The 24,362-nt window shown below is 65.0% G+C and carries 21 protein-coding genes and 1 CRISPR repeat array; of the genes, 11 read left to right on the top strand and 10 right to left on the bottom strand.

The window, feature by feature from the left end; all coding sequences use genetic code 11:
• Positions 1-58: 58 nt before the first annotated feature.
• A CRISPR array of direct repeats spans positions 59-2,122; the repeat unit is 33 nt; unit sequence GTTTCTATCCGCGCGCCCCGTGCGGGACGCGAC.
• A 187-nt stretch (positions 2,123-2,309) separates the two neighbouring features.
• From cas2 to QC821_RS20855, 7 genes are all read right to left on the bottom strand, one after another.
• Positions 2,310-2,600 carry a CRISPR-associated endonuclease Cas2 gene (gene cas2 / locus QC821_RS20885; protein WP_095620334.1) on the bottom strand — a complete coding sequence of 97 codons (291 nt, stop codon included), beginning with the start codon at positions 2,598-2,600 and terminating at the stop codon, positions 2,310-2,312.
• Positions 2,601-2,621: 21 nt separating this feature from the next.
• Positions 2,622-3,662 (bottom strand): type I-C CRISPR-associated endonuclease Cas1c, encoded by a 1,041-nt coding sequence (gene cas1c / locus QC821_RS20880; protein WP_309725323.1) that lies wholly within the window; start codon positions 3,660-3,662, stop codon positions 2,622-2,624.
• Positions 3,663-3,667: 5 nt separating this feature from the next.
• Positions 3,668-4,306: a CRISPR-associated protein Cas4 gene (gene cas4 / locus QC821_RS20875; protein ID WP_309725321.1), complete on the bottom strand. Its 639-nt coding sequence runs from the start codon at positions 4,304-4,306 to the stop codon at positions 3,668-3,670.
• Positions 4,307-4,315: 9 nt separating this feature from the next.
• Positions 4,316-5,185, bottom strand: a complete 870-nt coding sequence (gene cas7c, locus QC821_RS20870) for a type I-C CRISPR-associated protein Cas7/Csd2 (protein WP_309725320.1) — start codon at positions 5,183-5,185, stop codon at positions 4,316-4,318.
• Positions 5,182-6,981: a type I-C CRISPR-associated protein Cas8c/Csd1 gene (cas8c, locus tag QC821_RS20865; RefSeq protein WP_309725319.1), complete on the bottom strand. Its 1,800-nt coding sequence runs from the start codon at positions 6,979-6,981 to the stop codon at positions 5,182-5,184. Before cas8c ends, cas7c begins: the two co-directional genes overlap by 4 nt.
• Positions 6,978-7,646 carry a type I-C CRISPR-associated protein Cas5c gene (gene cas5c / locus QC821_RS20860; protein WP_309725317.1) on the bottom strand — a complete coding sequence of 223 codons (669 nt, stop codon included), beginning with the start codon at positions 7,644-7,646 and terminating at the stop codon, positions 6,978-6,980. Before cas5c ends, cas8c begins: the two co-directional genes overlap by 4 nt.
• 348 nt (positions 7,647-7,994) lie before the next feature.
• Positions 7,995-10,157, bottom strand: coding sequence for a CRISPR-associated endonuclease Cas3'' (locus QC821_RS20855; RefSeq protein ID WP_309725315.1), 2,163 nt, complete (start codon positions 10,155-10,157; stop codon positions 7,995-7,997).
• Positions 10,158-10,404: 247 nt separating this feature from the next.
• Here QC821_RS20855 and QC821_RS20850 point away from each other — a divergent pair, with 247 nt between their 5' ends.
• Positions 10,405-11,355, top strand: coding sequence for a glycerophosphodiester phosphodiesterase (locus QC821_RS20850; RefSeq protein WP_309725314.1), 951 nt, complete (start codon positions 10,405-10,407; stop codon positions 11,353-11,355).
• A gap of 65 nt (positions 11,356-11,420) precedes the next feature.
• On the opposite strand, the gene QC821_RS20845 is transcribed toward QC821_RS20850, so the two are convergent.
• Both QC821_RS20845 and QC821_RS20840 read right to left on the bottom strand, forming a co-directional pair.
• The gene (locus tag QC821_RS20845; protein WP_309725312.1) at positions 11,421-12,104 is read right to left on the bottom strand and encodes a phosphate signaling complex PhoU family protein; all 684 of its coding nucleotides are present in this window, start codon (positions 12,102-12,104) and stop codon (positions 11,421-11,423) included.
• A 25-nt stretch (positions 12,105-12,129) separates the two neighbouring features.
• Positions 12,130-13,332, bottom strand: a complete 1,203-nt coding sequence (locus tag QC821_RS20840) for a Na/Pi cotransporter family protein (protein WP_309725310.1) — start codon at positions 13,330-13,332, stop codon at positions 12,130-12,132.
• Between the two features lie 113 nt (positions 13,333-13,445).
• Here QC821_RS20840 and QC821_RS20835 point away from each other — a divergent pair, with 113 nt between their 5' ends.
• The 9 genes from QC821_RS20835 to QC821_RS20795 all read left to right on the top strand — a co-directional run bounded on the left by QC821_RS20835 (position 13,446) and on the right by QC821_RS20795 (position 22,876).
• Positions 13,446-14,621 (top strand): UbiH/UbiF/VisC/COQ6 family ubiquinone biosynthesis hydroxylase, encoded by a 1,176-nt coding sequence (locus tag QC821_RS20835; protein WP_309725308.1) that lies wholly within the window; start codon positions 13,446-13,448, stop codon positions 14,619-14,621.
• Positions 14,622-14,673: 52 nt separating this feature from the next.
• On the top strand, positions 14,674-15,342 hold the full coding sequence (locus QC821_RS20830) for a hypothetical protein (protein ID WP_309725307.1): 669 nt from the start codon (positions 14,674-14,676) through the stop codon (positions 15,340-15,342).
• 120 nt (positions 15,343-15,462) lie between these two features.
• Positions 15,463-15,609, top strand: coding sequence for a hypothetical protein (locus QC821_RS20825; RefSeq protein WP_309725305.1), 147 nt, complete (start codon positions 15,463-15,465; stop codon positions 15,607-15,609).
• Positions 15,609-16,340, top strand: coding sequence for a metal ABC transporter ATP-binding protein (locus tag QC821_RS20820; protein ID WP_309725303.1), 732 nt, complete (start codon positions 15,609-15,611; stop codon positions 16,338-16,340). The genes QC821_RS20825 and QC821_RS20820 overlap by 1 nt, the downstream gene beginning before the upstream one ends.
• Positions 16,337-17,227, top strand: a complete 891-nt coding sequence (locus tag QC821_RS20815) for a metal ABC transporter permease (RefSeq protein ID WP_309725302.1) — start codon at positions 16,337-16,339, stop codon at positions 17,225-17,227. Before QC821_RS20820 ends, QC821_RS20815 begins: the two co-directional genes overlap by 4 nt.
• A 35-nt stretch (positions 17,228-17,262) precedes the next feature.
• The gene (locus tag QC821_RS20810; protein ID WP_309725299.1) at positions 17,263-18,483 is read left to right on the top strand and encodes a metal ABC transporter solute-binding protein, Zn/Mn family; all 1,221 of its coding nucleotides are present in this window, start codon (positions 17,263-17,265) and stop codon (positions 18,481-18,483) included.
• Positions 18,484-18,570: 87 nt separating this feature from the next.
• On the top strand, positions 18,571-19,245 hold the full coding sequence (locus QC821_RS20805) for an ABC transporter ATP-binding protein (protein ID WP_309725297.1): 675 nt from the start codon (positions 18,571-18,573) through the stop codon (positions 19,243-19,245).
• On the top strand, positions 19,242-21,722 hold the full coding sequence (locus tag QC821_RS20800) for an ABC transporter permease (protein ID WP_309725295.1): 2,481 nt from the start codon (positions 19,242-19,244) through the stop codon (positions 21,720-21,722). Before QC821_RS20805 ends, QC821_RS20800 begins: the two co-directional genes overlap by 4 nt.
• The gene (locus QC821_RS20795; RefSeq protein ID WP_309725293.1) at positions 21,719-22,876 is read left to right on the top strand and encodes a lipocalin-like domain-containing protein; all 1,158 of its coding nucleotides are present in this window, start codon (positions 21,719-21,721) and stop codon (positions 22,874-22,876) included. Before QC821_RS20800 ends, QC821_RS20795 begins: the two co-directional genes overlap by 4 nt.
• A 54-nt stretch (positions 22,877-22,930) precedes the next feature.
• On the opposite strand, the gene QC821_RS20790 is transcribed toward QC821_RS20795, so the two are convergent.
• The gene (locus QC821_RS20790) at positions 22,931-23,737 is read right to left on the bottom strand and encodes a helix-turn-helix domain-containing protein (protein ID WP_309725292.1); all 807 of its coding nucleotides are present in this window, start codon (positions 23,735-23,737) and stop codon (positions 22,931-22,933) included.
• A gap of 191 nt (positions 23,738-23,928) precedes the next feature.
• Between QC821_RS20790 and QC821_RS20785 the strand changes: the two genes are divergently transcribed.
• Positions 23,929-24,362 (top strand): hypothetical protein (locus tag QC821_RS20785; RefSeq protein WP_309725290.1); only part of this gene is annotated, 434 nt, incomplete at its 3' end.

The following is a 24,362-nucleotide window of genomic DNA, read 5'->3' as shown; positions in this document are numbered from 1 at the left end:
GCGCGCCCCGTGCGGGACGCGACTCGCCAGACTGCGACACTTATACAAGGCAGCCAACGTTTCTATCCGCGCGCCCCGTGCGGGACGCGACCCGAGCGCTAGCCCGGCAGCATGAGGCCGAGAAAGTTTCTATCCGCGCGCCCCGTGCGGGACGCGACAGGCCTTGTCCACACTCGGTGCGGCCCCAGACAGCGTTTCTATCCGCGCGCCCCGTGCGGGACGCGACCGCATCACAGGCGTCACCGGCGCCATGTTGTATGGTTTCTATCCGCGCGCCCCGTGCGGGACGCGACATCTGCTTTGCGGAGAAGTTTTCGGTTTTCATGAGGTTTCTATCCGCGCGCCCCGTGCGGGACGCGACAAGGGGTTAGGTGTGGTTTTGTGACACTTCTGACTGTTTCTATCCGCGCGCCCCGTGCGGGACGCGACGTGATGCGCACGCCAATTGGCCGGCCTGCGTCGTTGTTTCTATCCGCGCGCCCCGTGCGGGACGCGACCGCCCTTATCCGCGAGTATGAGCAGATGCAAGAGGTTTCTATCCGCGCGCCCCGTGCGGGACGCGACGAGTCAAAATCGCGCAATTTATGACACATTCAGGGTTTCTATCCGCGCGCCCCGTGCGGGACGCGACGTGGTGGTCAAGCGCTCGCCAGCCTGTCCGGCCGCGTTTCTATCCGCGCGCCCCGTGCGGGACGCGACGTGCTCGACGACAAGGGGCTGCTGATCGGCAGCAAACAGTTTCTATCCGCGCGCCCCGTGCGGGACGCGACCGCCGGTCCCAGCTTCCACCCACTTGGCCTGCTCGATGTTTCTATCCGCGCGCCCCGTGCGGGACGCGACGCGTCGACGTACTCCTGGCCGGCGAGGCCAAAGCCGTTTCTATCCGCGCGCCCCGTGCGGGACGCGACCCATGTCCGTGATCGCCGCCATGTCCCGCCCAGTGTTTCTATCCGCGCGCCCCGTGCGGGACGCGACCTCAGCTGGCTGATCATCGGGCTAGCGTTGGCGTGTTTCTATCCGCGCGCCCCGTGCGGGACGCGACAGGCCCCTGCGGGGTATCTGATCAAGCGTGATGGTTTCTATCCGCGCGCCCCGTGCGGGACGCGACTCAGGCGCAAAGCAAGGACGGGCTGATCGCTCCCGTTTCTATCCGCGCGCCCCGTGCGGGACGCGACCAGGAAGCGCTGCGCATCGCCCGCCTGCTGCGCGGAGTTTCTATCCGCGCGCCCCGTGCGGGACGCGACATCTTCAAACGCGTCGGTGTCGTACTGGTGTGCATTGTTTCTATCCGCGCGCCCCGTGCGGGACGCGACCGTTATCGTAGGCCACCGGCGGGCCGTCCCAACTGTTTCTATCCGCGCGCCCCGTGCGGGACGCGACCAAGCGCCTGGTTGAGCTCGGCCTCGCCGACACCGTTTCTATCCGCGCGCCCCGTGCGGGACGCGACGCGCCCAGCGGCGGCACATGCCGGTGCGTGCCCAGTTTCTATCCGCGCGCCCCGTGCGGGACGCGACCTGCGACCCGACACGCTTAGGCGTGCCAGGCCTCGTTTCTATCCGCGCGCCCCGTGCGGGACGCGACTCGGAATGAGTGGTGCGCTACCAGCATATACGCCTGTGTTTCTATCCGCGCGCCCCGTGCGGGACGCGACGCTGCGACCCGACACGCTTAGGCGTGCCAGGCCTCGTTTCTATCCGCGCGCCCCGTGCGGGACGCGACTGTAGCCGAACGGGCTTTCGTCGTCCTCGTTGGTGTTTCTATCCGCGCGCCCCGTGCGGGACGCGACTCGCCAGACTGCGACACTTATACAAGGCAGCCAACGTTTCTATCCGCGCGCCCCGTGCGGGACGCGACGCCACCTCCCTCGCCCGCCTCAAGGCGCAATGGCAGGTTTCTATCCGCGCGCCCCGTGCGGGACGCGACGTCACCGAGTGACGCCGCCAGCCCCGGGTTCAGTGTTTCTATCCGCGCGCCCCGTGCGGGACGCGACGCGTGTATGGTACAATGTATGGCAGGCGGCCAGTTTCTATCCGCGCGCCCCGTGCGGGACGCGACATGACCCGTCTGACTCACCAGCCTGGAGCGTCTGGTTTCTATCCGCGCGCCCCGTGCGGGACGCGACTGCTCCTTTATAACGCATTGAAATACCGATCAAAATGGGCAGCATCTTGCGAAACTGCCAAAGTAACGCAGGAGAAGCACCCATCAGCCGGCTAATAAATCTAAAAATCTTTCAAAATCATATTATTAAAGAGCTGCGAACCCACCGGTAAAGTGCCGGACATTATGGGTTCGCAAGACTAGGGAAATCAGAAAACTAGCGGACCGTTCATATCCAAGGCAGGCTTGGCGCCGATATGCTCGATTCGGTTCTTCCAGTTCCTGCCCAGGAAATAGAAGCGCAGGCTGTCGACTTCATCGTCGATCAGGTCGATCAACCGCTGTCGCAGGCGCACCCATTGATCGGGATCAACCTCGATCTCGAATACTGAGAATTGCACTCGTTGCCCAACATCACGGCAAGCCTTGGCAACACGACGCAGTCTCCCCTCGCCGCCATCGGAAGAAGTGCTGACATCGTAGCTGACCAGAACCATCATCGCTGCACTCTCCTTATCAGATCACTTCCACAGGAAGGGTGGATAGGCATCCAGATCGCCACGCAGATAGCGCGCCAGCAATTGCGCCTGCAGAATCGGCAGCATGCCTATTGGCGCCTTCTCGCCAATAAAGGCATGGTTGAGTTCTTCACGCTTCCGCTCCTGATAGGCAGTCAGCACCGTCTTGCGCGCATCGTCAGTCAGCACCACGCCGCCACTTTCAGCAACCGTGAAATCCTTTTCCCGAAGCTGGCGACGATTGACCAGAGACAGCGCCAATCGGTCCCCCAGCAGCGGCCTGAACTCCTCAGCCAGGTCGAGTGCCAAGCTGGGCCGCCCGGGCCGGTCGCGGTGCAGGAACCCTACCGCAGGGTCCAGTCCAACGCTTTCCAGCGCTGAACGGCAGTCGTGGGTCAGTAGCGTATAAAGAAAGGAAAGCAAAGCATTGATCCGATCACGCGGTGGGCGGCGGTTGCGGCCGGTGAAGCGGAAAGCTTCACCGTCATTACGAACAAGACTATCGAAGACGCTGAAATAGACCTGCCCAGCCTCCCCTTCAAGGCCTCGCAATCCATTGGTCAGAGGTTCTCGCAGCAGGTCGCGTGCAATTCTGCTCAGGCGAGTACACGCCCTTTCCAATCCTTCGCGCTCAGCCGGGGCCAGCTTGCTGCCATAGTCACGTAGCCCCCTCGAGATTACCGCTCGTTGATTGTGCACCTTGCCGATCAACACGCCACGGACGATGGCAGCACACCCGACTTCGTCATCGCTGGTGCGGTACTGGGTGCGCCTCAACAGCACGTTGCCGGATACCGGCCCCTCAATACGTGCGAGGAACTTACCATTGGGCGACAAGTGAGTGATGGTAACCCCCTGCTCAGCACAGAACCCCATCAGCGGCGGCGATACCAGCACCCTGCCGAAACACACCAGCGACTCGAGCATATGAATGGGCAGTCGTGCTCGCTCCTTACCCTCGACGTTCATGACCACGTTGGCCCCATCTTTTCTGAGCCAGGCTCCTTCGGTGGTGATGTAGAGCGTATTGAGCTGACGGCGCATGCTATTCACTCATCCAGAGATTGAATTTGACGCGCCAGCCAGCGGCCTGCCGAGCGCTGCTTGCCCATTACTTGCGGTTGGCAGGCATCGATCAGCGAGCAGTGGTCGCAGCGCTTGGGCTCATAGGTAGCGAATGGTGTATGGTTGCTATCGAAGAGATCACGCGTCTCGGCGACGACTCGCAGGGTCAGTCCCCGCAGCTCGTCGTCGAACGCGACGGCCTTGCGCCGCCGCGTCTTGCCATAGTAGAGCGCGCCCTGCTCGATCAAGACACCCAGCATCTCTTCCAGACACAGAGCCTGAGCGCACAACTGCACCTCATCGGCGCGATGGGCCTTGGGCCGACCACGCTTGTACTCGATAGGCCGGACCACTGCGGGTTGCTGGGACTCATCGAACTCGACAACATCGGCAATCCCGGTCAATCCAAGCGTCTCACTGGCCAGCGGAAGTGCCATAGCGGTGTGGATGCCCCGTCGACGTTCATGGCCCAGGTGGTCGGCACGCTCATGGAGGATGCGCCCTTCTGCCGTATAGCGGTTTTCCGCCCACTGCTGCTCGAGATGGATCAGCGCGCACTGGCGAGGACAAAACAGCATGTGCTGCAGTGCCGAGAGCGGGATCAGGCGAACGTCATCCTCCATCCCATTCGCCTACAACTTCTCGTCGACGCTAACACCGGCCGGTAAGTCCTCTGCCTCGACAGAGACGTAATAGTCGCTGTAGTGGCGGGCCGGAGTATCCTCCTCGCCTTCAACACGCTTAACTTTCACGCTATCAAACAGAACATGTGCCGGGGCATTACCCATCGGGTGATCATGCTTGAAGACGATCAGCTTGCGTGTCGACATCTCGCCGCGGGCGGCGGATCGGTCATGCTCGAACATATTGATCAGCGCACGCCATAATAGCTCGAGATCATCATCCGAGAAGCCAGTACGCTCGGCGAGTTTGGCCGATATGTAGCCATGTGCGCGATAGAGGCCATAGGGAATAATGTGCTTGCGGCCCATGGTACGCTCCTTCTCGAGATCGCGCTCATTGGTGACCGCCATGCGGGTTATCGAAACCTCCAACGGCACTACCGGGTCAATGGAGCTGGCAAAGGCCATCTGTACCGGACCACGCACCTGGCCGGAGTTGACCTCGGTGGTCATCACCGCACCGAAGGTGCGTACGTCGAAGAAGTTCCGACACATCCACTCGGTCAGTGCACGAGCCTTTTCCACCTCCTTGGGCAACTTCTTCGGCTCGGGCTTGATGTCGAGCGCATCGTAGGCCTTCTTGTGCTGGTTGTTGAGCACCGACTTTTCTTGCATATAGATGGCATAGCCGGCGTCAACGTCCTTCTCCAGGGCAACGTAGTTACGGATCTTGCGCTTGAGACAGACATCGGTCACTAGGCCCTGGTTGGTCTCCGGATCGAGTCTTGGCAGATTGCCGGCATCCGGATCACCATTGGGGTTGCCGTTGGTGACGTCGAACAGCAGCACGAATTCGTAACGATTGGCGATAGCACTCATTCTGACTCTCCCTGCTCATCTTCTACATTTTTTTCGGCGCTGTCTTTCTTGGCAAAGCGGGCTTGTGACTGGTGGTAATAACCAATTGCGAAGCGCCCCTGCTCTTCAATGGGCAAGTTCTTGGGGAACCTGTCGCCCAAGCCGTCGATGATGGTGCCTATCTCACCCTCGATCTTGTGCGCCAGCCCTCCCTTGTCCTTCTTGCGCATGTTCGACAAATGATGCTGCACATTACGCAACAGCATGGGGAAGACGCTGGCCGGCGTTGCCGAAGCGGCGCCGTAATAGCGATCACGAATGGTGGCATTCACCTCGTTACCGAGCGCGCCGCGCTGAGCGCTTTCCAACTCGGCGAATAGCCTGCCCAGCAAATAGCCGGGGTGGGTGGAATGAGGATCGAGACTCACGGGCACCTCCTGAGTGATTGTGTTCGAATCCGCTGAAAGACGTCCCTGTCGCGCCAGTACAGCCTTGCAGAGAGCGACACGGATGCCACTGATATCGCCATCGTTACGCATGCGCATGATGACGTTGGTGAGCAAAGAGTGCGGGTAGCGACTCCCGGTCAGGATGGCGCGAGTCAATTCCCCGGCAAGCTGCGGGGGAACGTCCTCAGCTTTAGCCTTACCATCACGGCTCGGAGCGGTCGCGAAGAGCAGCCGCCACATAGCAGGAGCGACACCCTTCCAAGGAACAGGCTCAATCCGCAAATCGAAGTAATGCTGGGCATAGTGATGAGCCAGGTGCTCCAGGCTATCGACGTGCCAGAAGCGCACAGACAGGCGTGCCACGTTAGGCGCCAGCCCTAAAACGAAAAACTGGGTATCTGGCTCCAACATCGGATTAAGCTCCGCCAGTGGGCGCCCCTCGGTGATCTGCTTCAACAGGGTGCCTAACTTAGCAGCCTCCTGCTCATCGCTAGGGGGCTCATTGAGCATTGCAAAGAAGCCCTCGGCTGCTTCGGCATGTGCCGTGTCCCTGGCCTTGGCCCAGAACACCACCGTGGCGTCGCCAATCTGGAGTCGCTGACGATTTTCGGTCTCTCCTCGCAGCAAGTGGTTCAGCGCGGTCGAATAGCCAAAGATGGCCGCCTTAGAGATCGAAGCGTTTTGATTCTTGCTGTAGCCGTAAGACTCATAGGCATCACTATTGAATGAAACGAGCGATGCACCAGACGACTGTGCATCCCTGACGCCCCGAATTGCAGGGTGGTCGGTGCCCAACGGGGCGATCTCGCCGGTGATCAGGCACTGCCCCGACTCCCCTGCGCCACTTTCCAGCGCGGCAGCCCATAGCCGGCGTGCTTCTCGGTTCTCATGGAGATACTGCCGCTGGCCATCGAGCCGGAATATGACATTGGTATCCAATACCTCTTCGCTGTAACCAGGAAGTTCGAAGAGTTGCTCCGGCTTCCACTGATCGAGCAGTCTCAGAAAGGCCATCAGATCGGGATCATCGCTCTCACCGAACAGCGCGAACTGACGCGCCTTGAACGCCGCATGCTCATCGGTCAGGCGCTTTCCTTCACCGGCAGAGACACCGAGGGCATAGGCGGTCTTGTCCCACAGCGGATAGGCGTGGATACCCGAGGTCCGCCGCTTGTCCACAGGCACCTGGCAAGAGCTCGGCCGTGGTTTCTTGCCGGTGGTGTCGCGCAGGTCGACAACCTGTAGCGGCTTTCCCTCCTGGGAAAAAACTAGGCAGAAGCTGACTTTCTCGCTGCTGAAGCCTGGCAGCGGCACCTTCTCTTCATCCGCCAGTCGCTGGTAGTAGTCATTGAGGGCGGAAAGAATCATGCCAACGCCTCCTCGAAAGGTGGTACCTCGATCACGCCACCCTGCATTTGGGCGCGAAAGAAGCGTGGCGTCTTGCCGTTGGCGAAGTCGATATCGTGCAGCATATAACCAAGGTCACGCTCCCCGCTCAAGCGGTCATCAATGGCTGGCATAGCAGCATCGGCTTCGATCAGGACAAAGCTGGCGGGAAACTCCCGTGTGCCCAGGCACGGCATATGGAAGCACTGCCCATGCCGGGCGCGGCGGTTGAAGATATCCAAATGCTTGCCGGGTGTATCGCTCTCGTCGGCACGCGAGGTGAACTCGAAATGCGCCTCGATGACATAGCCGACATCACGCAGGATCGTAGCAGCGCGCTGCTGACGGTTCTGGTCAACATAGTAGGCCACATCGTCGACGCGCCCTGACTTCATTGCCTTGGAGACAGTGGTAGCGGGCAGTTTTCCCGCCACTTCGTTTCGTCGCAGCGACTCGAAGCGAATCGGTTTAAGAACATGGATGCGATCCACACACCAGCGAATTGCCGGTTTCCAGTGTATTGCCTCCAAGATGCCTCGTGCCGCAGACGGTGTGATCACATCGTAGGAGACTCGCTCGACCTTCATCTCAGGCCGCGTAAAGCAAGCCCGCTCCCCCCAGATATGCAGACGAACCCCATATGCCATCGTTACGTCCTTTGGTAGAGATCCGCGCCCCGACAGGTCGGGGCGACAATAGTAAGTACAACTGATAGGTTTCTATCCACTCCCTCACATAAACCAGCCTAACCAGATAGGTAGCGCTGCTGCCAGGGAGACCAATAGCCAAATCCTTCTAGTGGGCGCTTCAAGCCTAAAAGCCGCTGCCCCCCATTCCATGGCCAGCAAGACTCGTCCTCTGCGAACGCTACACAGCAGGGTAAACTCTCTTAGGTCTTGCTGATGCTCGGGGGACATGGCCTGCTCTCAGCTCAGTGTGGCTACCTACAAGATTAGCCCTCCGCCCTTCGAATTACAACTTCCTATCATATGTACTTACAGAATCAAGTTTTCAGCCTTTATGAAGGTAGGCTCACTCCAGTTCAGCCCTAGCCACTCGTCATAAAGATCCTCGTTAACCAACATCATGAATTGGTCGCCGAATTTGTCGGGCTCGACAGCCACGATGGCACCGACCCGCTCCAGCGCGGCGAAGCCCTGCTGCGGCACCTGAACCGTATAAGGCTGCAGCTTGCGGGCGATGCCCGCTACCTTGTCGGCATAAGCCAGATCCCTCAGCGCGGCCCGGGCCTTGTCGTCGAAGGGAATGATCACAGCGCGCTGGTTGTTCTCGATCATGCGAAACTTCTGCTCAAGGGTTTCGAAGGGAATGCCATCAAGACGGCCCCTCTCCACCAGGCTCAGCAAGTCATGCCGGTCCAGTTGCTTTGGTCCCTGCTGCCAGTACAACAACCGGAAGTAGGCCTCTATCGCCGCCAACGACAGTGGGTCGTCTTCGTTCTGCCTGATAACCTCGGTGGTAACTTGGGCGAACTGCTTGAGCTCAGGTGGAGGTGCCCAATCGTCATTGGCCGTGGCGAAGATCGCGACCTCGCTATCCGACGCCTTGCGCCGCCCCTCACGATTGCAACGTCCAGCCGCCTGTGCGATTGAGTCCAGTCCCGCCTCGGCTCGCAATACTCGCGGGAAGTCGACATCGACGCCAGCCTCTATTAGGGATGTCGAAATTACCCGACACGTCTGGCCATCTTCGAGGACTTGGCGTATCTCGGCCAGTACTTGACGACGATGTACGGCGCACATCGAGGTGGTGAGGTGATAGGCACCAGGCTGATCTGCTATCGATTCGAACAGTGCCCGGGCATGACGGCGATTGTTGACGATGCACAGCACCTGCTCGGTCGCTAGCAGCTTGTCGCGCAGCTCCCCATCTCCCAGCGTACCGATATGACGCACGCTGACGCGTTCCAACTGGCGGTAGAGTTGCTCGGGTTCCGGCGCAAGTTCCCTGAGGTTACGCAAGCCACCGTCGAAGCTGCGATCGGGATCGTCGGTTTCGGCCAGCGCCGGCTGGGTCGCGGTGCACAGCACGACACTGGTACGATAGTTCAGCGCCAGTTCGTCCAGTGCCGCCACGCTGGGCCGCAGCAACGGCAAGGGCATGGTTTGCGCCTCGTCGAGAATCACCACGCTGCTTGCGATGTTGTGCAACTTGCGGCAGCGCGAGGTCTTGGCGGCGAACAGGCTTTCGAAGAACTGCACTGCCGTGGTGACGATGATTCGCGCATCCCAGTTCTCGCTGTCACGCCGCAGCTTATCGATGGTGTGATGATCACGCTGACTGCCAGTGTCAAAAGCACTATGGTGCTCCAGTACCGCTGCCTCGCCATGCTCTCCCAGGGCATCGCGAAACACCGCAGCGTTCTGCTCGACGATACTGGTGAATGGAATCACATAGATCACCCGATCCATGCCGTGAGCAATGGCATGATCGAGAGCGAAAGCCAGTGAGGCCAGCGTTTTGCCCCCACCAGTCGGTACTGTCAGTGAAAACCTACCAGGCGGCAGCTCGGCTTGAGCGCGAACATGGGAGAGGATCTCACCACGCAGGCGATTGACGTCGCTGTCTGCCTTAAAGGTGGCCAAGCGCTTATCGAGGGCATCACGCAACACCTCCAGCGGCGGCCCGCCACCGCGTGCGTGGGGCACGCCTTTTTCGTGCACTGCATAGAAGGACTCGGTATCGACGTAGTCAGCATCGACCAGGCAGGAAAATAGCATTCGTGCCAAAAAGGCATATTGGAAGAAGGCCCTGTCAAGGCGCCGCTGAAAGTGTGCCGGGGGCAACAGATTCCGGGGAAGCATTATCTCTTGCTGCCATACCGGATCGAGCGGGGGCAAGTCAGCTTCCAGGCGGTTCTGCAGTGGCGTGCGCTCACCAATATCTCGTCCATTGGCCAGCCCTGCATGGTGGCCGGCAATTAAGTAGGCGAGCAGGTGGCCAAGCTGGGAGTATTTCTCAATGGCGATATGGGCGCCAGCCGTAGAGTGATCGACTCGCTCTGGAGAGCCTTCCAGGCGGCGCTGGAAGGGTGCGGTGTACTTACCAAGATCGTGGAGTAGGCCCGCTGCCTCGCCCCATGGGCCTGCATCGAAGCGATCCGCGCGCTCCGCGGCAAGCTTCGCCACAGTGCTCAAGTGGTTCTCGAGTGTCTGCCAGCGAGATTTACCCTCATCTGGAAGAGAGTGTGCGTAAAACATATAACCCTGCGCTTTTTTTATATGTATTGTAGCTAAGCACCCCTAACCCAACTTCGCCACTTATAGATTCAACTTTCCTGTTATTCGCATATGTGACGCAGCGGCCGCTCATCCTGTCCCCACCTTGCATCACTCCCCCCACATCAGTACGGTTATTGATTGAACATTCAATAAAGGTTTTGCTATGCGTTCCAACCAGAGCCGCTTCTCTCGTCTAAGCCTGCCCTTCGCCCTGCTCGGGGGTGGTGCCTTGCTGCTGCCGCTTTCCGTGCAGGCGGATGCCCTGCAGCAGCAGCTGGAGGATCTGCAAGACTTTCAGGTGATCGCCCACCGCGGTGCCAGCGGGCACGCGCCGGAACAGACCCTGCCGGCGCTGGAGCTGGCCCATGAGATGGGAGTGGACTACCTGGAGCTGGATATCCAGATGACCGCCGACGGCGAGCTGGTGGCCTTCCACGACGAGAGCCTCGACCGCGCCACCGACGGCGAGGGTGAGCTCAAGGATTTCACCCTGGAGGAGCTCAAGGCGCTGGACGCCGGTAGCTGGTTCAACGAGGCCTACCCGGAGTATGCCGACGACGCATTCGCCGGGGAGCAGATCCTGACCCTGGGCGAGGTCATCGAGCGCTTCGGCACCAGCGCCCGCTACTACCTCGAGACCAAGTCGCCGGAGCTCTATCCGGGTATCGAGGAGGCGCTGGTCGAGGAGCTGGAGGCCCACGGCCTGATCGAGGCCGGCGCGGCGGTGATCCAGTCGTTCAGCCAGCCAAGCCTGCTCGAGGTACAGGCGCTGAATGACGACGTGCCGCTGATTCAGCTGGTGTGGTACTACCCGGAAGAGGACGGCGAGGAGCGCCTGGTGGAGTGGACCGGGGTGACGCCGGGACCGAGCGAGATCGAGGATGCCGACTTCGCGGCGATCCGCGACTACGCCGTCGGCATCGGTACCAACCTGACCTATGAAGACGAGCTGCAGGTGATCGATGCGGCCTTCGTCGAGCAGGCCCAGGCCAACGACCTGCTGGTGCATGTCTACACCATCAACGAGCAGGACGACATGCAGATGCTGCTCGACTGGGGCGTCGACGGCATCTTCACCGACTTCCCCGACCGGCTCAACGCGCTGGCCGAGTAAGCGAACGCTTACTCACGATGCAAAGCGACGCCTCCAGGGGCGGCGCTCGCGTGTCGGGCGGGGCGTCACTCCGCCTCGTCGCCCTCGTCGTGGTAGAAGTCGAGGTCCTCGAGCTGGCCGACCACCGCGGTGGCGATATTGGCCAGGTGCGAGGCCACGCGCTTGTAGTGGCGCGCCAGGAGCGAGTAGGCCACCGCCTCGTGGAAGGCGACCTGCTGGTCGTCCTTGAACAGCTCCTCGATCAGGTGGTCGCCCTGGGCGCGAATGCCGCGGGCCATGGAGAGCACCTGGCGCGCCTTGGCCTCGTCGGAGTCGCGGGTGGCGCTGACCATCATGCCGAACATGCGGCCCATCTGCTCGGCCATGCCGTCCAGCGGCCCCTGGTAGCGCGGCACATGAAAGCCCTCACTATAGAAGCTGCCCACCTCGAAGACGTTCTTGCAGTAGTCGCCGATACGCTCGGCATCCTTGGCCACGCTCATCAATGCCAGGCAGATGGCTACGTCGTGGCCAGGATTGACGGTGAGGTGGCGCAGCACCTTGCGGCGAATCGAGCGCTCCAGCTCGTTGATCGCCTGGTCGCGATCGTAGAGCGGCTGGCGCACCTCGTCGGCGGGCACGGTGCTATAGAGCACGTCGTTGGCGCGGGCGAACATCCACTCACCGTGCTCGAGCATGCTGGTGAGGTCCTCGAAGGCCTGGTCGAGGGTGTTCTCCGAGGTCAGGGCGGTATAGAGCTGTCGAAACATGTGACGGTCTCCCGGTGGGCCGCGCTCAGCGCAGGCTCATGAACAGTTCGGTGGCGGCAATGCCGACCAGCGGCACGACAAAGAACACGCCGATCAGGAATAGGAAGGCGTAGCGGGTCTGCTTGGCCGCCAGCTTGCCGTACCAGTTGGCCACGCGCAGCGGGATCACCCGCAGCGGCCACCAGATCGCGGTGCCGGTGAGGTTGAAGATGACGTGGAACAAGGCCACGGTCATCGCCGCTGCGATAGGATTGGCGGTGGCGGCCAGCACGCTGGTCACGGTGGTGCCGAGGTTGGCGCCCATCATGAACGGCAGCACCCGGCGCATGCGCACCACCCCGGCCCCGGCCAGCGGCACCATCAGGCTGCTGGTAATGGTGCTCGACTGCACCAGCACGGTGGAGACCACGCCCACGCCGTAGGCGCGCAGGTCGGTGCGGAAGAAGTAGGTGCGGAATAGGCCGTCCATGTGGCGCAGCAGCGCGCCGCGCAGGTTCTGGACCATGAAGATCAGCGCGGCAAACATCAGCAGCATGCCGAAGCCGGCCACCAGCAGGCCCTGAGCCGGCGAGGTCGGCAGCAAAAAGCCGCCGATGGCGTTGAAGGCGTCGACCACCGGCGCGGTGATCACCTTGATCGGGCTGTTGGGCCGCGCTACCTCCTCGAGGCCGATCAGCTCGGCGAGCCAGCCGGCCAGGCGCGTGAACACCCCGCGGCCGGCCTCGTGGAACATGCCGCTGAGCCACTCGATGGGGAACACCACCGCCACGGTGAGGATGTTGAAGAAGTCGTGCATCAGCGCCGCAGTGAACGAGCGCCGGAAATTGCGCTTGATGCGCATGTTGGCCAGGGCCACGATGACCCCGGTGACCGCGGTGCCGATATTGGCACCCATGATCGCGAACACCGCGGTGCCAAGCGTCATTTCGCCGCTGGCCACCAGGGTCACGATCAGCGCCGAGGTGAACGACGAACTCTGCACGACCATGGTGACCAGCACGCCGGCCAGCAGGGCGATGAAGGGGTTCTCGCCGTAGGCGAAGGCGCGGCTCAGGAAGTCGCTCTCGCCGCCGAAGGTGCCGAGGCCCGAGCCCAGCACGTTGAGGGCGGCCAGGAACAGGTAGAGGCACAGTCCGGCGTAGAGGCCACGCATCCAGGCCGGCGTTTCACGGCGCGCTTGACGCTCGAAGGCACGCGAGTCGGAGGGCGGTGTGGTGCGATTCGTCATAAGTGAGTAGCTACCGTGTGGGTCCGCGGGTGGTATGACGGTTTAATGACGCTTTGATGTCAGCGCGCACCCTAACGAGCATAGATGACAGTTTGATGACATAAAGGACACGCATGGCGAATTCCGCACAGGTGATCATCGTTGGCGGTGGCATGGTGGGTGCTGCGCTGGCCGCCTCGCTGGGCCAGGCGGGCCTTGGCGTGGCTCTCATCGAGAGCGGCGCGGCCCCCACGCTACCACAGGACGACGGCTTCGATCTGCGGGTGTCGTCGCTCAATCTGGCCGCTGAACGGCTGCTGGCCGAGGTCGGCGCCTGGGAGAGAATCCCCCAGGACCGCCGCTGCCCGTTTCGGCGCATCCATGGCTGGAGCCAGCAGGGCCGCGGCGAGGCCCGCTTCGATGCCACCAGCCTCGGCCACGACGCCTTCGGCAGCTTCGTCGAGAACCGCTGGATCCGCGCCGCGCTGTGGGCGCGCCTGGACGAGCTGCCGACGGTCACCTGCTACTGCGGGGTGCGGCCGATGGTCCTGCGCCAGGCGGCCAACCAGGTGGAGCTGGAGCTCGATGACGGCACCCGGCTGAGCGGCTCGCTGGTGGTCGGCGCCGACGGCGCACGCTCGGCGCTGCGCGAGCTGTCCGGCATTACGGTCGAGAGCGGCGACTACGACCAGCGCGCCCTGGTGATCAACGTCGCCACCCGGCTGCCCCAGCAGGACGTCAGCTGGCAGTGCTTCACACCCGAGGGTCCCCAGGCGATGCTGCCGCTGCCCGGCGCCCACGCCTCGCTGGTGTGGTACGGCAAGCCGGATACCATCACAGCCCTCGAGCAACTCGACCCCGAGGCCCTGCGCCAGACCCTGGAGCGCGACTTCCCGGCGCGCCTGGGCGGCGTCGAGGCGGTGCTGGGCCGCGCCAGTTTTCCCATCCGCCGCCAGCACGCGCGGCGCTATAGCGACGCGCGCTGCGTATTGATCGGCGATGCCGCCCATGTGATCAGCCCGCTGGCGGGCCAGGGCCTGAATCTCGGCCTGCAGGATGTGATCGCCCTCAGCGAGCGGCTGGTCGCCGCGCATCGCCGCGGCCAGGACCTGGGCAGCGCACCGCTGCTCGACGCCTATGCCCGCCAGCGGCGCCCGCAGACGCTGGCGATGATTGCCGCCACCGAGCTGCTGCACCGAGTGTTCACCGGCGCCCCACCGCTGCGCCGGCTGGGCAGCCTGGGGCTCGCCGTCACCCAGCGCCTGCCGCTGGCCAAGCGCCTGATGATGCGCCAGGCGATGGGCCTGTGACCCCGCCAATGAGGCTATAGTAAGCACGACCCACGCCAATCGGAGCCCCACCATGCGCCACTCCACCGTGCTGATCGCCAGCCTCGTGCTGCTGCTGAGCCTGCCCGCCACCGCTCTGGGCCAATCCTCGACGCAGGAGTGGCAGGGCTATGCCGACGCTCTGGCCCGCGGCGAGCGCCACGCCAACCTGTGGCAGGCAAGCTGGACCGGCATCTACGGCGCCAGCCTGGCGCTCAACGCCTACCAGGCCAGCGAGGCGAGCGACCGCGACGACCGCTACGATGCCCGGGTCGGGGTGGTCAAGTCGGCGCTGGCGCTGGGCGGCATGTTCCTCGACCGCCAGCCCCACCCGGTGGCCCACCGCGACTTCCGCGCCCTCGATCAGGGCGACGACCTCGACCGCGCCCGGGCGCTGATCCGTGAGACCGCCGCCGACGAGCGCCAGCGCCGCTCCCTCGAGGCGCGCCTGGGCTCGCTGGCGGTGAATACCGCCTCGGGGCTGCTGATCGGCGTCGGCGACGGCCGCGGCCGCGACGGGGCGATCAACTTCGCCACCGGCATGCTGATCAGCGAGCTGCAGCTGCAGACCCAGCCGCGCCAGGCCGGCCGCGCCCTCAACCGCTTCCAGCCCGCCCAGGCCTCACTCGGCGAGCTGCGCTTCGACTATGAATACGCGCTGCTGGCCAGCCCCGAACAGCTGGGCGTGGCGATCCGCTACTGACGGTTGGAGCACCACCCCATGGCCGCTATCATAGGCGGCCATTTTTCATGCCGAGCGCGGCGTGGCTTTTCAATTAACTTGTTATGTTATAACCTTCTTGTCATTCACGAGGGATGCTCCATGGCACACCGTCACCACCATCGGCCCGAGGGGCCGTGCCACTTTTCATTGATGTCGCTGGCCGCCGGCCGGCGCCTGCTGCTGGTCGCGGTGCCGCTGGCGGGGCTATGGCTGGCGGTCTCCTGGGCCGTGGGTTGGTGGTCCTGATGTCGCGCCTGCGCCTCAACGACCTGCAGCTCGCCCAGGGCGGCCGTACCGTGCTCGAGCACGTCAGCGGCAGTTTCGAGGACGGCGCCATCACCGCGCTGATCGGCGCCAATGGCGCCGGCAAGAGCACCCTGATCCAGGCGATCATGGGCGAGCTTGCGCCAATCAAGGGTCGCGTCGAATGCGACGTGCCCAAGGAGCGCCGCGCCTGGCTGCCCCAGCAGCTGGCGCTCGACCTGACCTTCCCGATGAGCGTGGAAGAGTTGATCATGACCGGCACCTGGCCCAGCCACGGCGCACTCAAGGGCTACTGCGGCCCGCACTACCGCCAGGCCCGCAAGGTGATGGCGCGCCTGGGCATCTCACAGCTCGCCCACCGCCCACTGGGCGAACTGTCCGGCGGCCAGCGCCAGCGCGCGCTGCTCGGCCGCACCCTGATGCAGGAGGCCGAGCTGCTGCTGCTCGACGAGCCGTTCGCCAACGTCGATCTCGACACCGTCGAGGTATTGATGGACGTGCTGCGCGACATGGCCGCCCAGGGCGCCACCATCATCGTAGTGCTGCACGACCTCGAGCAGCTCTCGCGGCTGGCCGACTGCGTGCTGGCCCTGGCCGGCGGCCATGCCCGCTGGAGCACCCCGGAGACGATCCTCGAGCGCCACCACGGCGGTACCCAGCGCCATCACCACGCGCCGATCTTGCCCCTCGACCTGCCGGGGCTGACGCCATGATCGCGCTTCTGCATGAGTGGTTCATCGCCCCCTTCGACTACGGCTTCATGCGCCGCGCCTTCGTCGCCGGCATCGCCCTGTCGCTGGCCGCGCCGCCGCTGGGCGTGTTCCTGGTGCTGCGCGGCATGAGCCTGATCGGCGACGCCATGGCCCACGCCATCCTGCCCGGCGTGGCGCTAGGCTTCCTGCTGGCCGGCTTCTCGCTGCCGGCGATGAGCCTAGGCGGGATTCTCTCCGGGCTGTTGGTGGCCGGGCTTGCCGGCAGCGTGTCGCAGATGAGCGGCCAGCGCGAGGACGCCGCCATGGCCAGTTTCTTCCTGATCTCGCTGGCCGCCGGGGTGATGCTGGTGTCGCTGGGCGGCAGCAGCGTCGACCTGACCCATGTGCTGTTCGGCTCGATCCTGGCGGTCAACTCCAGCGCCCTGGTGCTGATCGCCGCCATCAGCAGCCTGATCGTGGTGTGCCTGGCGTGGATGTTCCGCGCCATGGTGGTGGAGTGCCTCGATCCGCTGTTCCTGCGTGGCCAGGGCAACCGCAACGGCTTGATCCACGGCCTGTTCCTGGCCCTGGTGGTGCTCAACCTGACCGCCGGCTTCCAGACCCTCGGCACGCTGATGGCCGTGGGCCTGATGATGCTGCCGGCCACCGCGGCGCGCTTCTGGAGCAAGCGCCTCGAGGGGTTGATAGCCATCGCCGTGGTATGGGCAATGCTCGCCAGCACCGGCGGGCTGCTGCTGTCGTATCACCTGTCGATGCCGTCCGGGCCGAGCATCATCATGCTCGCCGGCATCGGCTATATCGCGTCGGCGCTGTTCGGCCGCCATCACAGTCTGATGGCCAAGCTGCGACGCCGCGCCACGCCGCTGGAGGCCAGCGAGGCCGGATAGCGCATTTTCCAAAACGCAACGCCACGAGGTACGCCATGAGAACCAAACCCTTCGCCCTTAGCCTGCTGCTCGGCAGCGCCGGCCTGGTCGCCCTGTCTCCGCTGCAGGCCGACGAGCGCATCGAGGTGGTAGCCAGCTTCAGCATCCTGGCCGACATGGTTCACAACGTGGGTGGCGACCACGTCAATGTCACCTCGCTGGTCGGCGCCGACAGTGACGCGCATGTGTTCTCGCCCAGCCCCACCGAGGCGCGCGCCATCGCCGAAGCCGACCTGGTGGTGTTCAACGGCCTGCAGTTCGAGGGCTGGATGGAGCGCCTGATCGACTCCAGCGACTACAGCGGCCCGCTGGTCACCGCCACCGACGGCATCGAACGCATCCCCTACCACGGCCACGACCACGGGCATGCCCATGGCCACGACGACCATGGTCACGACGACCATGGTCATGACGATCACGGGCATGACGGCCACGGGCATGACGACCACGGGCATGACGACCACGGCCACGACGACCATGATCACGGCCATGACGACCATGATCACGGTCACGACGATCATGGCCATGGCCATGACGATCACGACCATGGCGAATACGATCCCCACGCCTGGCAGGACCTGGCGCTGGCCCAGACCTATGTGCTCAATATCCGCGATGGCCTGATCGACGCCGACCCGGACAACGAGCAGAACTACCGCGACAACGCCGAGCGCTACATCAACGAGATCGACGCCACCGACGCCGAGATCCGCGAGCTGCTCACCGAGATCCCGCCCTCCAGCACCATCATCACCGGCCACGACTCCTTCGGCTACTTCTCGAACGCCTACGGCCTGCGCTTCCTGTCGCCGGTGGGGCTCTCCACCGAGGCCGAGCCCAGCGCCGCCAACATGGCCGAGCTGATCGACGTGATCCGCGAGCAGAACGTCCAGGCGCTGTTCCACGAGAACATGACCAGCCCAGCGATCATCAACCAGCTCGCCGAAGAGGCCGGTCTGGAGATCGCCGGCACCCTTTACGCCGATGCCCTGGCCTCTGAAGGCGAAGCCAGCACCTACCTGGGCATGATGCGCCACAACGCCATGACCCTGCACGAGGCGCTGGCCGACCCGGATCATGACGGACATGACCACGGGCACGACGATCATGGGCACGACCATGACCACGACCACGACCACGACCACGACCACGACCACGACCACGACCACGACCACGACCACGACCACGACCACGATGATCATGGCCATAGCCACTGATAGCTAACGCAAGCTGGCTTGGGCGCTACCTTCGGGTGGCGCCTTTTTTGTGCAACACTCATGGCGCGTCCCCCAGGTGAGCCCCCTATGCTCGAGCTGCGCCAGGTCAGCAAGTCCTACGCCACGCCCCAGGGCCCAATCGGGGTCCTCGACGGCGTGGACCTTTCACTCGGCGCCGGCGAGAGCCTGGCGCTGATGGGCGAGTCGGGCAGCGGCAAGTCGACCCTGCTGCACCTGGCCGCCGGCCTCGACCTGCCCGATGCCGGCAGCATCCACGTCGACGGCCGGCCACTGGCCGACATGAATGAGGGCCAGCGCGCGGCGCTGCGCCGGGCGCGGCTGGGGCTGGTGTTCCAGCAGTTCCACCTGGTGCCGAGCCTCAGCGTGGCCGACAACCTGACCCTGCAGACACGCCTCGCCGGCCGCCACGACCGCACCTGGTGCGACACCCTGCTGGCGCGACTGGGGCTTGCCAGCATGGCGCGGCGCTACCCCGAGCAGCTCTCCGGCGGCCAGCAGCAGCGCCTGGCCATCGGCCGCGCCATGGCGGTGCGCCCGGCCCTGCTGCTCGCCGACGAACCCACCGGCAACCTCGATGAGTCCACCGCCGACGAGGTGCTGGCGCTGCTGCTCGAGCTGGTCCACGACAGCGGCTGCGCGCTGCTGATGGTGACCCACAGCCCGCGGGTGGCGGCACCGCTGAACCGCTGCCTGACCCTTGCCCACGGCCGCCTGCAGGGCGCCACGAGCGCCGCGCCATGATCGCCGCAGTGGCTGCCACCCTGCTCTCGCACTATCGGCGTCATCCCGGGCAGCTGGTGATGCTGCTGCTCGGCCTGTGGGTGGCCAGCGCGCTGTGGAGCGGCGTGCAGGCGATCAACGCCTCGGCCCGCGACAGCTACGACCGCAGCGCGGCGCTGTTCGACGCCGGGCTCGACCGTATCGAGCGCCGCGACGGCGAACCTGTAGCCCTCGACACCTACCTGGCGCTGCGCCGGGCCGGCGTTGCGGTGTCGCCGCTGATCGAGGGCGAGCTGGTCCTGGCCGGCGATGAGCGGGTCACGCTGCTCGGCATCGAGCCGCTGACGCTGCCCGCCGCCAGCGGCATCCAGGCCAGCGGCGGACCTGACGCCCTCGGCGACTTCCTGCAGCCACCCTGGCGAATCCGACTGGCCGCCGACACCCTGGCCGCCCTCGACGCCGCCCGGCACGGCGAGCGTCTGCTCGACCGCGACCGCCAGCCGCTGCCACCGCTGGCCCTCGACCCCAGCGTCCCCCCTGGCACGCTGGTCACTGATATCGGCGTGGCCGGCGCGCTGCTGGGCATGCCTGATGACGCCATCAGCCGCCTGCTGATCGCCCCCGGCGACCCCGCCGAGCTGCCCGCAGCGCTGGTGCGACTGCGCGCCGAGCTGCTCGCCGACCCCGGCCAGCTCAGCGACAGCTTCCACCTCAATCTCACCGCCCTGGGCCTGCTGGCGCTGGTGGTGGGGCTGTTCATCGTGCATGCCGCCCTCAGCCTGACCCTGGAGCAGCGCCTGGGCATGCTGCGCACGCTGCGCGCCCTGGGCGTGCCGGCTACCACCTTGGTCGGCCTGCTCGCCGCCGAGCTGCTGATGCTGGGGGTCGTTGGTACGCTGCTGGGCATCCTTAGCGGGGTATGGCTGGCTGGCCAGCTGCTGCCGGACGTGGCGGCCAGCCTGGCCACGCTCTACGGCGAACAGGTGGGTGGCGAGCTGGCGCTACCCTGGCACTACTGGCTGGGCGGCATCGCGATCACCCTTGGCGGCCTGTTTAGCGCCGGTGCCACCACCCTGTGGCGGGCGGCGCGCCTCGACGTACTGGGACTTGCCCAGCGCCAGCGCTGGCGCGGCGGGCTGCAGCGACAGCTGGCGCTTATGGCGCTGCTCGGCGCGGTGCTATGGCTGCTGGCCCTGGGAGTGTGGCTGTGGCTAAGCGGCCAGCCCCCCGGCGAGCGGCTGCTGGCCGGATTCGCACTGGTCGCCATCGGCCTGCTGGCGGCTACCCTGTGGCTGCCGCCGCTGCTGGGGCTGCTGCTCGGCTTGGCGGTGCGGGGGCTGCGTCAGCGCCCGCTGGCGCAGTGGGCGATGGCCGACCTGCAGCTGCAGCTGCCGCGCCTGCAGCTGGCGATGATGGCACTGCTGCTGGCGCTGGCCACCAACCTCGGTGTCGGCAGCATGGTCGGCGGCTTTCGCCTCACCTTCCTCGACTGGCTCGACCAGCGGCTGGTCGCCGAGGCCTATGTGCGCCCGCCCGCCGAGCAGTTCGACGCCAGCGTGGCCTGGCTCGAGGCCCGCGACGAGGTCGTTGCGCTGCTGCCGACCCGGCGTGCCGATGCCACCCTGCGCGCCGCTGGCGTCGATGCCGAGCCGGTAGGCATCTACGGCATCACCCCGGCGCCGCAGCTCACCCGCGAATGGCCGCTACTGCACACCGAGCAGGGCGTGTCCGAGGCCTGGCAGGCCTTCACCGAGGGGGCTGCGCTGATCAATGAACAGCTGGCCATCGCCACCGGCCTGGGGCCCGGCGATCGCCTCACCCTGAGCAGCGCCGAGGGACCGCTCGAGACCACGATTGCCGCCGTCTACCCCGACTACGGCAACCCCCGCGGCGAGGTGACGCTGACCACCACGGCACTCGCCGAGCGCTTCGCCGCGCCGCCGGGGAGCCTGGGCATCGTGCTGGCCGAGGGCAGCGATGTCGCGGCCCTCGGCCAGGCCCTCGACCGCGCCATCGACCTGGCCGGCGCCAGCCTGATCGACCAGCAGGCCGTAAAGCAGCAGGCCCAGGCGATCTTCGAGCGCACCTTCGCCATTACCCGGGCGCTCACCGTGCTGACCCTGGGCGTGGCGGGGCTGGCGCTGTTCACCAGCCTGCTGGCCCAGGGCGGCGAACGGCGCGCCCAACTGGCGCCGCTGTGGGCGCTGGGGGTCACACGCGGGCGGCTGGCCGGGGTGTCGCTGGTCCAGCTGAATCTCGCGGCGCTGACCACCGCGCTGCTGGCGATCCCGCTGGGTATCGCCCTGACCTGGGGGCTGGTGGCGGTCATCAACGTCGCCGCCTTCGGCTGGCGGCTGCCGCTGCATGTCTTCCCCAGCCAGCTATTGCTGGCCCTGGGCCTGGCGCTGGCGGTGGCCTGGCTGGCCGCCCTGATCCCGCTGTGGCGGCTGTGGCGCAGCCGCCCCCGTGAGCTGCTGATGGAGTTTTCTGCCTCATGACTCGCCGCCTGCTGCTCGCCGCTGCCGCGTTTCTGGCCCTGCTGCTACTGCGCCCGATGCCCACCGTCGAGTCGCCACAGGGCTTCGCCGGCCTGGGCGCCGAGGCCGAGGGCTATGCCCAGGCCGGCCCGGGCCAGGCGCTGCGATTTCCCGACGACCACGGCCCCCACCCCGACTACCGCATCGAGTGGTGGTACCTGACCGCCAACCTGGAGGATGAGCAGGGCGAGCCGCTGGGCATTCAGTGGACGCTGTTCCGCCAGGCGCTGGCGCCGCCGTCGTCGCCCGCGGCCGAATCGCCGCGGCCCTGGCACAGCCGCCAGCTGTGGATGGCGCATGCCGCCCTTTCGTGGGGCGAGCGGCATCTGGTCGAGGAGCGCTTCGCGCGTGGCCTCACGCTACCCGATGCCGAAGCGCGGCGTGCCCAGGCCGGTGCCGTGGCCGAGCCGTTCGCCGCCTGGCTCGACGACTGGCGGCTGAGCAGCCGGGTGGTCGACCCGGCGGGAGATACCTTCGAGCAACTCGAGGTCAGCGCCAGCGGCGAGGACGCTGGCCAACCGTTCGGCTACCGCCTGACGCTGACCGCCGAGGGGCCATTGGTGCTGCACGGCGAGGCGGGCTTCAGCCAGAAATCTGCCGACGGCCAGGGCTCCTACTATTACAGCCAGCCGTTCTGGCGCGTCGAGGGCGAGGTCGAGCTCGACGGCGAGACGCAACGCGTCTCAGGTCGCGGTTGGCTCGACCGCGAATGGAGCAGCCAGCTGCTCGGCCCCACCCAGCAGGGCTGGGACTGGTTCTCGCTGCACCTCGACGACGGCCACCGGCTGATGGCCTTTCGCCTGCGCGGCGGCGGGCGCGATGGCGGCGACTATCTGTCGGGCAGCTGGATCACCCCGGACGGCGGCCTGACCCCGCTCAGCGGCGACGACCTGGCGCTGATACCGCAGCAGACCAGCAGCGTAGCCGGGCGCGAGGTGCCGACCCGTTGGCATCTCGCGCTGCCCACGCAGGGGCTTGAGCTCGAGGTCGCGGCACGCCACCCCCAGCGCTGGATGGACACCGCCTTCGCCTACTGGGAGGGCGAGGTCGTGGCCGTCGACCGCGACAGCGGCGAACGCCTCGGCGAGGGCTACCTGGAGATGACCGGCTATTGACGGGTGGGCAGGCGTCGATACCTCCGCTCTAGCAGCCCCCTTGCCGGCATACGCTCAGTGGCGTGCCCGGAAGTGCTGCTCCCCCGGCGCCACGTCGTTGTGCACCGCGGCCAGCAGCTCGGCATCCAGGGAGGGGTCATCGAGGGAGAGCAGGCCACACTGCGACAGGGCCTCGCGCAGGCCGACCTGCTCGTCGAATCGTTCGTAGAGCACGCGTACGCAGCAGGGCATGCGCTCGCTGTTGTCTGCCACGCCGAGCTTGAGCCCCGTGAGTCGGGTTACCTGGCTTTGAAAGCTGGGAAAGAGGATGGTCTGGGTAAGCTCGTGGCCGTTGAGCGTCTCATGATCCACCAGGAAAATGCGGTCGGCCAGTCTGACAGCCACGCCCTGGTAGCGGTTGTGGCAAGGCCGGGGATTGCCTGGCGTCTGCATGCGCTCGGTGCGCTGGTAGACGATGCCCCGCTCTCTCTCCTCCAGACACACCAAGGTGCGGATCAGGTACCCGGGGCGTGACATCGAGTGGTAGTACTCGAAGTAGCGCCCCAGGTAGCGCGCCATGCCCTCCCGGCCGCGATACAGCAGGTCATCCGGCCAGCCTCCTCCCGCCACCGAGCTCGACGCCGAGGGCAGCCGCCCCGCCTGCACCAGGGTGCAGAAGTCGTCGTGGGGCAAGTAGAGCTCGTGTTCTTCCACCCCGAAGAAGGCGCAAAGGCGCTGCATGGCGGCATGCCGGGGGCGGTAACGTCCCCTGAGGTAGCGGTTGAACTGGGCGCGATTGATCTCGAGCCTCCGGCACACCTCGGCGATGGAAGGGTAGTAGCTGCACAGCAGGCGTAGATTGGCAACGAAATCGTCATTCACTTGACCGGCCTCCGGTGCCCAGATAGGTGGTGCAGTCTGATGCGCTCACTTTGGCGGATAGTGCACAGGAGTGCAACGGAGCGCCCAGTCCCAACGCCTTCGATAGTTGTTTCAATCATGTCACGAACCCCTGCGGGCTCGCGCACGATTCACCATCGGCAACCTCAAAAACAACGACCGAAGGCAACATCATGATACGCACGAATTTCTGGTCAGGACTCGGGACTGCCCTCCTCGCGGTGGTGCTGCTGGCCTGGCTCATACCGACCTACGGCGGCAGCGGCGCGGCATTTGGCCTGCCCCCGCAGCTACTCGCCAGCCTCGGTGCCTGGCTGATCCTCGGCTGTTCCATCACCCTCGCACTGATCAGCGCCGTCGCACTCCTGCGCCGCAGCGCCCCCTTCATCGTCATGCCGGATGTCGGTCATCTCTGGCACATGCTGTGGCCGTTCCTCTACGTGCTGGTCTTTATCTTCCTCGTCGACCGCTTCCCGCTTACGTGGATCGCACCGCTGCTGATCGGGGCACTGCTGGTGATTCTCGGCGAGCGCCGCTGGTACCTGGTGCTGCCGGTGGCCATAGTCCCGGCGCTGGGACTGTACGTCCTGACCGCCCACCTGATGCG

The sequence above is a fragment of the Franzmannia qiaohouensis genome, from assembly GCF_031451695.1.
Classification (GTDB): Bacteria; Pseudomonadota; Gammaproteobacteria; order Pseudomonadales; family Halomonadaceae; genus Franzmannia; species Franzmannia qiaohouensis.
The sequence above is the reverse complement of the archived record's forward strand: the minus strand, read 5'-3'. Positions and strand labels throughout refer to the sequence as shown.